Annotated in this window: 18 protein-coding genes; 11 read left to right on the forward strand and 7 right to left on the reverse strand. The window is 32.6% G+C overall.

Going from position 1 to position 12,247, the window contains the following annotated elements; translation table 11 throughout:
* Positions 1-10: 10 nt before the first annotated feature.
* A complete protein-coding gene (locus E0Z07_RS17525) occupies positions 11-448 on the reverse strand; it encodes a hypothetical protein (protein ID WP_006261740.1) in 438 nt (145 codons plus the stop codon).
* A 349-nt stretch (positions 449-797) separates the two neighbouring features.
* Here E0Z07_RS17525 and E0Z07_RS17530 point away from each other — a divergent pair, with 349 nt between their 5' ends.
* The gene (locus E0Z07_RS17530) at positions 798-1,100 is read left to right on the forward strand and encodes a DUF6804 family protein (protein ID WP_006261741.1); all 303 of its coding nucleotides are present in this window, start codon (positions 798-800) and stop codon (positions 1,098-1,100) included.
* 36 nt (positions 1,101-1,136) lie between these two features.
* Here the strand turns inward: E0Z07_RS17530 and E0Z07_RS17535 are convergent, their stop codons facing one another.
* The 4 genes from E0Z07_RS17535 to E0Z07_RS17550 all read right to left on the reverse strand — a co-directional run bounded on the left by E0Z07_RS17535 (position 1,137) and on the right by E0Z07_RS17550 (position 3,823).
* A complete protein-coding gene (locus E0Z07_RS17535) occupies positions 1,137-1,721 on the reverse strand; it encodes a hypothetical protein (RefSeq protein ID WP_006261742.1) in 585 nt (194 codons plus the stop codon).
* Positions 1,722-2,350: 629 nt separating this feature from the next.
* A complete protein-coding gene (locus E0Z07_RS17540; RefSeq protein WP_006261743.1) occupies positions 2,351-2,965 on the reverse strand; it encodes a class I SAM-dependent methyltransferase in 615 nt (204 codons plus the stop codon).
* A gap of 2 nt (positions 2,966-2,967) precedes the next feature.
* On the reverse strand, positions 2,968-3,285 hold the full coding sequence (locus tag E0Z07_RS17545) for a rhodanese-like domain-containing protein (protein WP_131541065.1): 318 nt from the start codon (positions 3,283-3,285) through the stop codon (positions 2,968-2,970).
* Between the two features lie 109 nt (positions 3,286-3,394).
* Positions 3,395-3,823, reverse strand: coding sequence for a hypothetical protein (locus E0Z07_RS17550; RefSeq protein ID WP_006261745.1), 429 nt, complete (start codon positions 3,821-3,823; stop codon positions 3,395-3,397).
* A gap of 167 nt (positions 3,824-3,990) precedes the next feature.
* On the opposite strand from E0Z07_RS17550, the gene E0Z07_RS17555 reads away from it, so the two are divergent.
* From E0Z07_RS17555 to rlmH, 9 genes are all read left to right on the forward strand, one after another.
* Positions 3,991-4,326, forward strand: a complete 336-nt coding sequence (locus tag E0Z07_RS17555; RefSeq protein ID WP_006258534.1) for a PadR family transcriptional regulator — start codon at positions 3,991-3,993, stop codon at positions 4,324-4,326.
* A gap of 26 nt (positions 4,327-4,352) precedes the next feature.
* Complete coding sequence (locus tag E0Z07_RS17560) at positions 4,353-4,994, forward strand: hypothetical protein (protein ID WP_006261746.1); 642 nt, start codon at positions 4,353-4,355, stop codon at positions 4,992-4,994.
* A 14-nt stretch (positions 4,995-5,008) separates the two neighbouring features.
* Entirely contained in the window at positions 5,009-5,728 is a 720-nt protein-coding gene (locus tag E0Z07_RS17565; protein WP_006261747.1) for a hypothetical protein, read from the forward strand.
* Positions 5,729-5,743: 15 nt separating this feature from the next.
* The gene (locus E0Z07_RS17570; protein WP_006261748.1) at positions 5,744-6,391 is read left to right on the forward strand and encodes a hypothetical protein; all 648 of its coding nucleotides are present in this window, start codon (positions 5,744-5,746) and stop codon (positions 6,389-6,391) included.
* A gap of 2 nt (positions 6,392-6,393) precedes the next feature.
* Entirely contained in the window at positions 6,394-7,056 is a 663-nt protein-coding gene (locus E0Z07_RS17575; RefSeq protein WP_006261749.1) for a hypothetical protein, read from the forward strand.
* A complete protein-coding gene (locus tag E0Z07_RS17580) occupies positions 7,056-7,949 on the forward strand; it encodes a hypothetical protein (RefSeq protein WP_006261750.1) in 894 nt (297 codons plus the stop codon). Before E0Z07_RS17575 ends, E0Z07_RS17580 begins: the two co-directional genes overlap by 1 nt.
* A 10-nt stretch (positions 7,950-7,959) precedes the next feature.
* Entirely contained in the window at positions 7,960-8,652 is a 693-nt protein-coding gene (locus E0Z07_RS17585; RefSeq protein WP_006261751.1) for a hypothetical protein, read from the forward strand.
* Between the two features lie 8 nt (positions 8,653-8,660).
* The gene (locus tag E0Z07_RS17590; protein WP_006261752.1) at positions 8,661-9,362 is read left to right on the forward strand and encodes a hypothetical protein; all 702 of its coding nucleotides are present in this window, start codon (positions 8,661-8,663) and stop codon (positions 9,360-9,362) included.
* A gap of 140 nt (positions 9,363-9,502) precedes the next feature.
* On the forward strand, positions 9,503-9,976 hold the full coding sequence (gene rlmH, locus E0Z07_RS17595; RefSeq protein WP_006261753.1) for a 23S rRNA (pseudouridine(1915)-N(3))-methyltransferase RlmH: 474 nt from the start codon (positions 9,503-9,505) through the stop codon (positions 9,974-9,976).
* Between the two features lie 160 nt (positions 9,977-10,136).
* Here the strand turns inward: rlmH and E0Z07_RS17600 are convergent, their stop codons facing one another.
* The gene (locus E0Z07_RS17600) at positions 10,137-10,745 is read right to left on the reverse strand and encodes a hypothetical protein (protein ID WP_006258547.1); all 609 of its coding nucleotides are present in this window, start codon (positions 10,743-10,745) and stop codon (positions 10,137-10,139) included.
* Positions 10,742-11,566, reverse strand: a complete 825-nt coding sequence (gene folP / locus E0Z07_RS17605; protein ID WP_006261754.1) for a dihydropteroate synthase — start codon at positions 11,564-11,566, stop codon at positions 10,742-10,744. The genes E0Z07_RS17600 and folP overlap by 4 nt, the downstream gene beginning before the upstream one ends.
* 125 nt (positions 11,567-11,691) lie before the next feature.
* Here folP and E0Z07_RS17610 point away from each other — a divergent pair, with 125 nt between their 5' ends.
* Positions 11,692-12,237, forward strand: coding sequence for a DUF1599 domain-containing protein (locus E0Z07_RS17610; protein ID WP_006258549.1), 546 nt, complete (start codon positions 11,692-11,694; stop codon positions 12,235-12,237).
* The last annotated feature ends 10 nt before the right edge of the window (positions 12,238-12,247 follow it).

The following is a 12,247-nucleotide window of genomic DNA, read 5'->3' on the forward strand; positions in this document are numbered from 1 at the left end:
TGGGATCTGTTTAAAAACTAGCTTTTAAAAAATTAAGGGGAATAAATACAAAGGCATCTGCATCATTCAACACAATGACCTCTTCTAATGACAGCAACTCTCGCTCTCCATAAAACAGTAAGAATAACTGATCCTCATACGCTTGTATCACACGCTGTACCTCTTCTGCTATATTGATATCTCTATACTTCTCAGGAGAAGTAAAACGGAGTTTACTAGTGAATAGAATGTTATCTAAAGCTTCTTGTGTAATGGTTAACTGCTCTATGGTATTGCGCTGTTTGAACTTCTGTATATGTTGTTCTACCTGCTGTGTCACTACAGCTCCAAGGAACTCTCTTACCGTGACTTCAGCTGTAGATACTACTATCGCTATCGTCAGTCCCTCTACCTCAGCACTTAGTCTATTCAATTGTTTGATCTGTATATTCACTTGCTTTACAGTCATAATCACTTTCTTTTTCAAAGAGGAAAGATAAGACTTTTAACAAAAAGGTAAGTAGCTATAACTAGCTATATTCTATAGCAAATCAAACATCTTAACACCTCAATAATACTTACACAGCGTTCTTCAACTTGCCGTTATCGGCAAAAAAACCATCTAAACAGATAATTTATTTTAAAAACTTGCCGATATCGGCAAAAAACTCATATAAGCAGATAATTTATTTCAAAACTTGCCGATAGTTATAAAAGATAAATACGAATAACCTATTCTCTAGAAATAGTAATTAGCGACATCGCATTTAATCTAGTTATTTCGTATCTTAATACTCTATTTCACACCTGTCATACTCATGGAAAAAGCTATCAAAATCACTATTGCAGTTTTACTCTTACTGTGTCTTTTAAAGTTGCCTTATGGGTTCTATCAATTCGTTCGCTTTGTGGCCTGTATAGGATTTAGTTACTTTGCGTACAAATCTTATTATAGAGAAGAAAAAACGGAGATGTTTATCTATATCGTACTAGTGCTACTGTTTCAGCCTTTTTTAAAAGTCGCTCTTGGTCGTAGTATTTGGAATATAGTGGATGTCATAGTTGCTATTGGTCTATTTATCAACATCCCTAACAGCAATAAAAAAATAAACCGCGAATAGAATTAATCCATCCGCGGTTATAAATTATTTTAATGACTAAAACTCATATACATCTAACTTCTGCTCTTGATCGAAGACTACCTCAGCATGCCCACTCGGTGCATCATACTTCGCTTTCTCTACTATAGAAGGATTAGAAGGATATGTACCATTAGCATATACTAGTGATTTCCATTCTCCATCTGATTTTACAGTTAAGACTTTCCAATCATTCTCTACAGTAGGTTCTACAAAAATAGCTCCTTGCATCACTGTAAACTTCGTGATTAACTTATAATCAGACCCAAGCAGCAAAGTAGTACACCCACCTGATCCACAGAAATAAGTACCTGTAAGACTTACAAAGATTTCTTTCTTCCCATCTCCATTTAGATCAATAGCATACAGCTTAAACTGACGATCTGTATCTGTCATCACCTTCAAATCCGCTTCTGTCAGAAACTCATTCTTTAAAAAGTTACTTACTCCTAATACAATATCTGATCCTACAGCATCAGCTTTAGGCTCCTGAAATTCTATTACCTCTTCTAAAGGTTCTATAGCCTCTACTTTCTTCTCTTTCTTACAAGAGACAAATGCTATTCCAACTAATAATACTGCAACAATACTTATTCTTCTCATCTTATTTTATTCTTTTTAATAGTATACAAAGGTGGCTAATTAATTCAATTATAAAGTCTTTTTAACAACAATTTGATGTTCTTTTCTACAAAAAAAAAGTGTTACTTTTTTACTATTTCAATAATTATTCAATTGATAAAGTTATTATTTTAAACTTCTGCTCAACTTTTTTTCTCTAAAAACAGTAATTATCCGTTTTTTGAGCACAAAAATAAAAAAAACAACCTCTTTTTTTTATTCCTAAAAAACAACAACACACTTAATAACAGCGTGTTACTAAAAAAACTAGTCTATACATTAAAATACAATCATGCTATAACCCTAGTAAAATAGAGCCTTTAATGCAAATCCTTCGACAATACATGGACAATAACCCCAAAATGGTGGGGCTAAGACAAGCTTTGCCCAACAATGCTCCTTGTATACTCCACGTACTCTCCTTTGATAAAAGACTTACACGTCATCATCATTGAATATTCATACTATTGCTATTTTGCTGATTAGAGATTGATAAAACACTTTTTACTTTTCGTTTATCTCTGTTTCTCCTTATCTATATTCACTATCCTATTGCAACAAAAAAAGCCTTGAAGCTAGTGCTTCAAGGCTTCTATATATCCTTTTATGTCTTATTTCTTCTTCGCTATCCCTCTGATTACTTTCGCTATTCCTCTGTGATATAGACCTTCTGATAGCTCTATATCTACCTCTTCTAGATTGATAAATTCGAAATCGCAGAAATCCTCTTTTAATTCTTCTACGCTATACAGCATCGTAGGGTTACTAGGTCCTCCTACATTGGGATTCTCTTTTTGTTTATAGATATGCTCTTTAGCAAAAGCTTCTAGTATCAATGTTCCACCTGCTTTGACATAACTTCCTAACTGTCTATGATAGGCCCTCCTTACACTCTCTGGAAAATGAGCATAAATCAACGCTACTGCATCCACTGATGCTAATTCGTAAAATAACGATTCAATATCACTGACAAGATAGTCAATCTCTACATGGTGTTGTTTAGCTAATTGAAGTGCTTTATTCCTAGCTTCTATACTTTGATCAAAGGCTTTTACACTCCATCCTTTTTGCGCTGCATATACCGCATTTCTCCCCTCTCCCTCAGCTGCCATTAATATAACCTCCTTGTCACGACTAGGCTTGAGTACTTCTTCTAGATAGGCATTAGGCGCTATCCCATAAGCATATTCTTGTTCTTTATATCGCTCATTCCAAAACTCTTTCATGCTTATCTTCCTTTTACATTAGCGACTTTAGTCCACGTTCCACCATTGATCACTTGTGTATATCCTTTCTGCTCTAGCATACGCTTCGCCTGACCACTGCGCATTCCACTTCTACAGAATACGACAATCTTATTTTCTTTAGGTAATTTATGCAACTGTGATTCTAATGTATCTAATGGGATATTAAGAGCGCCTGGTACAGAACCACTTTTAAACTCTCCCACTGTACGTACATCTACCAGCATAGCTCCTTCCTGAATATAAGCGAATAGTAACTCTCTCTTATCTAACCCTAATAACTTATTTATAAAACCAAACATAGTCCATTGCTGTTTAAAAGAGTAAAGGTATTATCTCCCCAACAGATATAGTGTAACCTAAGTTACCTAACTATAAAAAAGGCTAGCTGATAACTAACCTTTAGTTTATTTACTTTAAAATTGGCTTTAATAATTCAACAGCTCTTTTGCCCTCTTCTTCTAATAAGACAACCGCTGGTGTCATCCCAAAATATCCTCCTCCAAAACCTGTTCTCGCTTCTATAATCTGAAATCCGAATACACTACCTGATGGTGTATATCGCACTTCTAATCTAAATGCGCAATTATCAGGCTCTGTAGGAATCTTAGAAACAGTTTCAAAATCTAACTGATGTAAATGCTCTGATACCCGATTAATATACTCTCTCCTGAAGTGTATCTCTTTATACTTAAACTTCTCATTAGTAACTGGACTACGCTGAAATATTAAAAACTTACTTACAAGTATTTCTTTTTCTTTCAGAAATTTAAGCAAATCATAATAATCTTTATTCTTAGAATCCTTAGGTCCGATGATAATATTCTTATTCCCTTCCATAGTTTTATTTTATTAACACTATTCAAAATTATCAAACAAACAGAACAATTACTTACACTAAACAAATATTTACACATTGAAACATAAAAAGTATCCAAAAAGTATATACCTAAGATTTGGAGGTATCAGATATTTTTATACTTTTGCTATACATAAGAATCTTAAGTATGAAAAAGCAACAACAACTTTATAAAGGAAGTCTCAATGCCATCATCATGAAACTACTCGATCAGAATGGGAGAATGTATGGGTATGAAATCACGCAAAAGGTAAAAGAAGTAACCGAAGGAGAAATGAGCTTGACAGAAGGTGCTCTCTATCCTGCCCTTCACAAGCTAGAAGCTGATGGATACTTAGATGTAGAACTAGAGCGTGTAGATGGACGAGTACGTAAGTACTATAAGCTCACAGAATCTGGAGTAAAAGAAACTACTTCTAAAATGGAAGAGCTAGAAAGCTTCATCCGCAATATGCAGAACATTGTCAATCTAAAATTGACATAATTGGCAACCACCAAAGACAAAACACAATGAAAACACTTACTATAAACCAACAACAACTAATTATCGCTGAGATAGCAAGATATAATGTGCGTTATGCCAATCTTAAAGAAGAATTGACAGATCATATCTTCTGTGAAATAGAAGAGCTATATCATACAGGATACGAGTTTGAACAAGCTTTTATACAAGTATTTGATAAATGGCATCCTATGTTGACTCCTAGAAAAGACTTTAAGTATAGACACGTCCCTTCTTTTATCTCTAATACGTGGTATCGCAGAGATGACAACAGATGGAGAATAGCAGGTGTTATCACTTCTCTATTTGCTGTAATAAACCTATTCATTCTAAAATTGGATAATATTACATACACTACTAGCTTTTTTACAATTAGTTTGATAGGTCTTGTATTATCTGTTTTTCTACTTATTAAGAATAGAAAGAGACAGCACTATAGAGCTTCTTATTTGATTCTAAAAGCGATGGTATCTGGAGGAATACTACTAGTATCCACTTTTTTATTAAGAATAAAAATTGAGTCTTTTAGGGTTAATGACTTTCATGTAGAGAATTTTAACTTACTCTCATTAATTGTTCTATACCACTGTATCAATATTATACTGTTATCTATGGAGAATAGTAAACAACAACGTACACAGATTGCTTAAAAAAAGAAAATGCTATGAAAACACTACAACCACTAGAACTAGATAAAATTAGACAAGAACTAATCAACCACAAGGTTGAATACATAGAGGTAATAGAAGAACTGACAGACCATATCGCTAATGGTATTGAGCAACAATGGAGTGAATCTAATACTCAAATATCTTTTGAAGAGGCCTTGACTATAGAGATTAATAAATTCGGGGTTAAAGGATTAAGCAAAGTGCAAACTCAGATGAATAAAGCCCAAATATATGAGTACTTGCGTATCATCGGTTTAGGTATAAAAGAGTACTTTGTAACTTCTAAAGTGTTCTATCTACTAGCTATTTTTATTGGTACACTTCTACTATTTAATATTTCAAGTACATGGTATTTTATAGACAGAATATTTAATGTTGGTTATTTAGCTACGATTGTAACTTTTAATCTAGTTATCATGATAGAAAGTGATAGTAGTTGTAAATTACCTTATCTAGGAAATACAAAAAGATATATTTCTAATGCGTACTATTTACTAGTAAAGCAGCTAACCTATTTCTCTTTAATACCTATGATAATTCTTTGTTTTAGTAAAACTTCTCAACAGTTTATCTATTCAAACAGCGCTTTTATCTGGGTACCTAAAAGTATTCTATTTACACTCTTGCTGATTATCCCTTTCATCATTCTCAATAAACTGAGACCTATGGTACTTAAAAAAAAGAATGAACTATCACAATCTAAAGTAATATAATTAATTATCTAAACCATGACAACACTATCTACTAACCAAATAAAACAGATAGAGGATACTCTAATCTCTAAATACAATATCAAGTATCAAGATACTCGTGATGAGGTACTAGATCATATTGCCTGTGAGATAGAAGAACTGATGAGTGAGGGTGCTTATTTTCACGAAGCGAGTAAAATAACAATAGCTAAATGGCATAGTCAACTAAAGCCTTCTAATTGGGTGATCAACAAAACGCCTAGATTTATAGTCAATTCACTAATTGTAAAAGATATGCAGAGCATTGGGCTACTATTTGTTTTGGCTGTATTCACTACCTTTATATTTCATTTTTTTATCAAAGATCAATTATTCATCTTAGGGCTTGCTTTAGCTATAACAGCTTTTCCTATGTTAGTAATGGGGTACCTCAAGTATAAAAAGAATCGTTACGCGAATTTTAAACTAGATTATTACACTGAACATATCAAAGGCGTTGCTTGGTTTAGTTTATTTGTTTTAGATGGTATGGTAGCTTTATATTACAGTTTCACGAGTACTTTTTCGATAGTTTACTTAAACCTAACATTTTTACTACTAGCTATTTTCTTATCAAGTATAGCTATGTATTTGACCTTAAAACATAACCAAGAATACAACAGTGTTTCATCTAAAATATTGTAATTATGAAAACACTTACTACTGACCAAATAAAACATATAGAAGAGACCTTAATCACTCAATACAATATCAAGTATCAAGATACTCGTGATGAAGTATTGGATCATATTGCCTCTGAGATAGAAGAGTTAATGAATGAGGGGAGTGAATATGAAGACGCTTTTAGACAGACTTTTATAAACTGGAAGGATTTATTAAAAACAGATCCTTATCATTTCTATAAAAACACACCCTACTTTATCTCTAAAAACTGGATTGAAAAAGATAGTAGAATAAAGAATAACTCTATCTTATTGGGGATAATTATTACTGTTTGTCAAATGACAGTTCTAGTGTTTTCAGATAGTTTATACTTTATAGTTTCAATATTATTAGCTCTAGTTTCATTGAATATAGTATTTATACTTAGACACTATATCAAAACGATAGTAAGTGAACACGCTGTTTATCTAAAGAAGAGAATTAAGAAGATAACTTCTTATAATGCATTAATAGTAGCGTTATTCATAAGTATCCTACTCTTTCAACATTTACTTAAAAAAGGAGATTTACTAGGCTTCACTCAAGGTTTTATAATTGGAGGGGCTTTATTTATTCCTTTTTCATTAACCTGGACACTAATTACTTATAAATCTTACAAACAACAACTAAGCAAAACTGAAGTGTGATGAAAAAAACAATTAACCTTATAATCCTATTATTATTCACTGGTATATCTTACTGTCAAGTATCAGAAGATATAAATAAGATACTGGTAGATGTATTATACAAAGACCAACACTATAGAACTCTGTATGATAAAGAACAAAATAGCATTGCTAAAAATGAGTTAAACTCTACTATCTACTCTTATGATAAGGAGAACCAAGAGATAGTACTTCCTATAATAGAAAGATTAATTAATGGAGAAGATTTAAAATTAGATGAGGCTAGTTGGCATACTTGTTTCTTAGTATTACAACACGCTGATTTAGAAACTCAATTAAAGTACAAAGACTTTGTTCTACATTACTATAAAGCAGGTAAAATAAAGAACTACGAATATCTTATATTTATAGATAGGATAAATGTAAACACTAATAGATCACAGACTTTCGGTAGTCAAGTAATAGAACTCCCTAATGACAAATTATTAGTATATCCATATGCTTCTTATGATACTAGAGCGAAGGCTTTTAACAGTATAGACATGAATATTCTTAATTTCTCAATGATTAATGGCTCTATGAGATACAGCACTAATCTAAACAAAAAGAAAAAAGAAGATATGGGTCAGCAATATCCTATTGTAGCACTTAAAGAAAATGACTTTGTTTTTTTAGGAGCAGTTATAGATAAACAAGATAACAAAGGTGTGGCTGGCATACAGGTTCTAAATAACAATACAATAGTCACTACTACTGATAATACAGGTTATTTTCAATTTATAGTCAACAAGATTGAAGTTCCGAAAACTATTCGTTTTAAATACAATAACCTAGAATACACATATGAAACTGATACTCCTATAGAAGGGACTGATTTCAGATTAATAGTGAAAGCTACTGAAGCCTTTAAATAAGCGTAAAATCATGATGAAAACACTTACTACTGACCAAATACAAGCTCTACACACTTTTGTAAAGAAGCACTATGTAGAATACTATGATATCGAACTGGAGCTAGTCGATCACTTAGCCAATGGAATAGAGTCTCAATGGAGAGAGGATGGCTCACTTACTTTTGAAACAGCGTTAGACAGAGAGTTTAAGAAGTTTGGGGTGTTTGGGTTTAGTACAATCATTGAGAAAAAGGAGAATAGTCTTACGTATTTTTATCTTGGCATTATTCTAAAAGAAGTTCTGCGCTTCCTGCATTGGCCTAAATTACTCTTAACGAGTGCGCTCTTTTATATCATATATACATCACTTAATTATCTATCAACTATGTTTGAGAATAGAGATATAGTCTCTGTGATTATATGGAGTCTAATGCCTCTAGTTTTTATTTATTTTATCGTAGAGGCGACTCAAATTAAAAAGCTTCATAAAGCGACTCAAAAGAAGTGGTTTATGGATAGAATAAGGTTATCTGTAATAGCATTTCCTTTATCTGCTCTATACATCACGTATTATTTCGGAAGGTTTATAGCTAATAAGTCTATTGTGTTATCAAGTGTACTTATCTTATTCGTAGGACTCTGGATATACATTACATACAATGTTATATCTCCTAAGCTCAAACTAGAAAAAGAAGCTACTATAAAGAAGTTTAACACCCTATAACTACTATTATGAAAACTCTAACTACTGACCAAATACAAGCTCTACACACTTTCGTAAAGAAGCACTATGTAGAATATTATGATATCGAACTGGAGCTAGTCGATCACTTAGCTAATGGAATAGAGTCTCAATGGAGAGAGGATGGTTCACTTCCTTTTGAAACAGCACTAGACAGAGAGTTTAAGAAGTTTGGGATATTTGGGTTTAGTGATGTAGTGGACTCTAAAATAAAACTGGCAACGAATAGTTACTTAAAACAGATGTATAAGGTCTTATTAAGTTTCTTCACTATTCCTAAAATAATTGTTTCACTAGCTATATTTTTATTGAGTTTTGCTATTGGTTTAACTCTGCCTAATTACTATTTAGAAATATTTATAATTACCTCTTTTATACTTCTTTTAGGCTTTATAGGTATGGGGATCAGATGGCAGATAGAACTCAAAAAGATCAATAAAGAAAGCAATAAGAAATGGTATTTAACTAGAGTGGCTACTATGGCTCTCGGAGGCCCTATAATACTAGTTATAGCTCCTTCTTTTAACTCGATTAATCTATTACAAAACTATATTTCATCGATTAGCTTTCTCATTCTAACCTCCTTTTTGATAACCTTATTAATACTGTGGGTGTATATATCTCTTTTTGTATTTATACCTTTTATGCGCAAAGAGATACACCATTCTATTCAACGACACCAACTAACTTAAACACACCTTACTATGATCGCATTAATCACTAAAATTGCGTTGTATATCTGCAACCTAGTATTACATTGGCTATAAATACACCTTAGACAGTGTGCTATTTTCTATAAAAAAACTACTTTTGCAAAAAATAAATCAGACAGATGAATATCAAATTACTTGCAATAGGAAAGACAGACAGTAAACCATTACAAACGTTAATGGATGAATATATGAAGAGATTGTCTTTTTATGTAAAGTTTGACCTAGAGGTAATTCCTGATATCAAGAATGCGAAGAATATGTCTGAAGATCAGCAGAAACAAAAAGAAGGGGAACTAATCTTATCTAAGATAGGCTCTACTGATCAGCTAATCTTACTAGATGACAAAGGAAAGGAGTTTACGAGTATTAGCTTCGCTGATGAGCTACAAAAGAAGATGAACTCTGGTATCAAGACCTTAGTATTTGTTATCGGAGGACCTTATGGTTTCTCAGAGGACGTGTATAAAAATGCAAAAGGGAAAATATCACTTTCTAGAATGACATTTTCCCATCAGATGATTCGTTTATTTATTATCGAACAGATTTATAGAGGATTCACTATCCTGCGCAATGAACCTTATCATCACGAATAGGTTTATGGTTTACAGTGAACGGTGAACGGTGGACAGTTTACAGTGGACGGTTTACGGTTTACGGTTAACATTTTCAGTCAATTGGTTTACAGTGGACAGTTTCACAAAAAAACGGTTTCACGGTTTCACAAACTAACGATTTCACAGTTTCACGATTCGACTAATAAATTAAATCTGTCTTTAAAAACTGGTCTACTACTTCTTTTTCTACAAAGAAAATACGAGTCTGTAAATAAGTTTCGTATGTTACGTCTTTATTCACTCCTAGTTGTAGACTATCTTTATCTTTTATAGCCTCTATTAATTGGTCTTTAGTTACTGACTTACCTTCTACTAAGAAGTTATTAGCATCTTTTAGATATACTACTTTATCTAGAGAAGTAGGTCCTACGAAACCAAAGTCTAAGTCTTTAATTGGAAAAAGAGAAAGATGCTTGTGTAGTGTATCAGCATAACTTAGATATACTCCCTTCTCATCTCTATGCATATTGTCTTCTGCATATTTGTGATCTTTAATTCTCTTTATCTCTTGTAATACTTCTTTAGCATTCAAATCGCGTTGAACAGAAACAATATAGTTCGTACCAGCAATTCTGTTGGCATCATTTAAATTAAAGCTCTTCCCTTCTTCTCCTGTTTCAAAGTAAATAGGTGAATGATCATCTATTCCTTCTTCAACAATAAAAGAAGCTCTACTTAATTGCATCTCTTTCTTATTACAGCTCACTAATAATAGTAAAGCAGGTATTAATAGTAGCACTTTTTTCATATACTCAATTGTTTTATTATTTCTCTTGTTTGTACAGCCTCTTTCACATCGTGAACTCTTAAGATATGAGCTCCTTTTTGTAAAGCCACTGTATTTAATACTGTCGTTCCATTTAATGCCTCTTGAGGAGTAATATCAAATAACTTATAGATCATAGACTTCCTAGATATACCTACTAAAATAGGCAATTCAAAAGAAGATAACAACTCCATTTTACTCATCAGCTCATAATTTTGTTCTAATGTTTTAGCAAAGCCAAAGCCTGGGTCTAGTATGATATCATTAATCTTATATTCTCTTGCTTTTGCTACTCGTTCTGAGAAGTATATTTTCACTTCTTTTACTAAGTCATTATATGTAGTCATCGTCTGCATCGTCTGAGGAGTTCCTCTCATGTGCATCATAATATAAGGTACTTGTAACTCCCCTACAGTGAGCAACATCTGCTCGTCTAAATGCCCTGCGGCAATATCATTTATAATAGAAGCTCCAGCAGCTATTGTAGCTCTAGCAACACCTGCTCTAAAGGTATCTATAGAAAGGTGCATAGTCGGGAACTCTTTTTGAAGTAACTCTACAATAGGTACGATACGTTCTATCTCTTCTTCTTCACTGACATACTCTGCACTAGGTTTACTAGAATACGCTCCTACATCGATAAAGTCAGCCCCTTGCATTATCATCTGCTCTGCATGGTTTAAAAAAGCTAGATCAGACTTATACTTTCCTCCATCAAAAAAAGAATTAGGTGTGATATTTAATATTCCCATTATTTTTGGAGAACTTAAATCAATCAATTCTCCTTTACAATTTATTGTCATTGTGTGTAATGCGTTACTTTTTTATGTAGTTTTATATAATTAAAAACAGCTAAAATACTTCTACCTCTTTCAAAGGGTTAGTATTATTAGTATTTTTGAAAAAATATTACACAAATATAATCCAAATGAATACGACTTCTACTCAATTTGATCAAGTAATTGCGATATGCAGAGATTTATATACCAAGAAAATGAAAGACTATGGATGCGCATGGAGAATCCTTAGAATGCCTTCGTTGACTGATCAAATATTTATAAAAGCACAACGCCTTAGAAGTATTCAAGAGAATGAAGTTAGAAAGGTAGATGAAGGAGAAATCCCTGAGTTCATTGGTATTATCAATTATTGTGTGATGGCACTTATCAATTTAGAGATAGGAGTTGCGAATCAACCTGACTTATCTACTGAAGAAGCAATTGCTTTATACGATCAAAAAGTAGCTGAAACAAAGCAATTAATGGAAGATAAAAACCATGACTATGGAGAAGCTTGGCGTGATTTAAGAGTTAGTTCATTAACAGATCTTATCTTACAGAAACTATTGCGTGTAAAGCAAATTGAAGATAACAAAGGAAAAACCATTGTATCAGAAGGAATAGCTGCTAACTATCAAGATATGCTAAACTATTCTGTATTCGCATTGATACACTTAGATTTACCAAACCAATAAATCACTGTTC

The sequence above is a fragment of the Myroides odoratimimus genome (genome assembly GCF_004337635.1).
GTDB lineage: Bacteria > Bacteroidota > Bacteroidia > Flavobacteriales > Flavobacteriaceae > Flavobacterium > Flavobacterium odoratimimum.

Bases quoted from the DNA above. Each gene is read 5' to 3' on its own strand.
- E0Z07_RS17525 (WP_006261740.1), bottom strand. From the start codon at position 448: ATGACTGTAAAGCAAGTGAATATACAGATCAAACAATTGAATAGACTA.
- E0Z07_RS17530 (WP_006261741.1), top strand. From the start codon at position 798: ATGGAAAAAGCTATCAAAATCACTATTGCAGTTTTACTCTTACTGTGT.
- E0Z07_RS17535 (WP_006261742.1), bottom strand. From the start codon at position 1,721: ATGAGAAGAATAAGTATTGTTGCAGTATTATTAGTTGGAATAGCATTT.
- E0Z07_RS17540 (WP_006261743.1), bottom strand. From the start codon at position 2,965: ATGAAAGAGTTTTGGAATGAGCGATATAAAGAACAAGAATATGCTTAT.
- E0Z07_RS17545 (WP_131541065.1), bottom strand. From the start codon at position 3,285: ATGTTTGGTTTTATAAATAAGTTATTAGGGTTAGATAAGAGAGAGTTA.
- E0Z07_RS17550 (WP_006261745.1), bottom strand. From the start codon at position 3,823: ATGGAAGGGAATAAGAATATTATCATCGGACCTAAGGATTCTAAGAAT.
- E0Z07_RS17555 (WP_006258534.1), top strand. From the start codon at position 3,991: ATGAAAAAGCAACAACAACTTTATAAAGGAAGTCTCAATGCCATCATC.
- E0Z07_RS17560 (WP_006261746.1), top strand. From the start codon at position 4,353: ATGAAAACACTTACTATAAACCAACAACAACTAATTATCGCTGAGATA.
- E0Z07_RS17565 (WP_006261747.1), top strand. From the start codon at position 5,009: ATGAAAACACTACAACCACTAGAACTAGATAAAATTAGACAAGAACTA.
- E0Z07_RS17570 (WP_006261748.1), top strand. From the start codon at position 5,744: ATGACAACACTATCTACTAACCAAATAAAACAGATAGAGGATACTCTA.
- E0Z07_RS17575 (WP_006261749.1), top strand. From the start codon at position 6,394: ATGAAAACACTTACTACTGACCAAATAAAACATATAGAAGAGACCTTA.
- E0Z07_RS17580 (WP_006261750.1), top strand. From the start codon at position 7,056: ATGAAAAAAACAATTAACCTTATAATCCTATTATTATTCACTGGTATA.
- E0Z07_RS17585 (WP_006261751.1), top strand. From the start codon at position 7,960: ATGATGAAAACACTTACTACTGACCAAATACAAGCTCTACACACTTTT.
- E0Z07_RS17590 (WP_006261752.1), top strand. From the start codon at position 8,661: ATGAAAACTCTAACTACTGACCAAATACAAGCTCTACACACTTTCGTA.
- rlmH (WP_006261753.1), top strand. From the start codon at position 9,503: ATGAATATCAAATTACTTGCAATAGGAAAGACAGACAGTAAACCATTA.
- E0Z07_RS17600 (WP_006258547.1), bottom strand. From the start codon at position 10,745: ATGAAAAAAGTGCTACTATTAATACCTGCTTTACTATTATTAGTGAGC.
- folP (WP_006261754.1), bottom strand. From the start codon at position 11,566: ATGACAATAAATTGTAAAGGAGAATTGATTGATTTAAGTTCTCCAAAA.
- E0Z07_RS17610 (WP_006258549.1), top strand. From the start codon at position 11,692: ATGAATACGACTTCTACTCAATTTGATCAAGTAATTGCGATATGCAGA.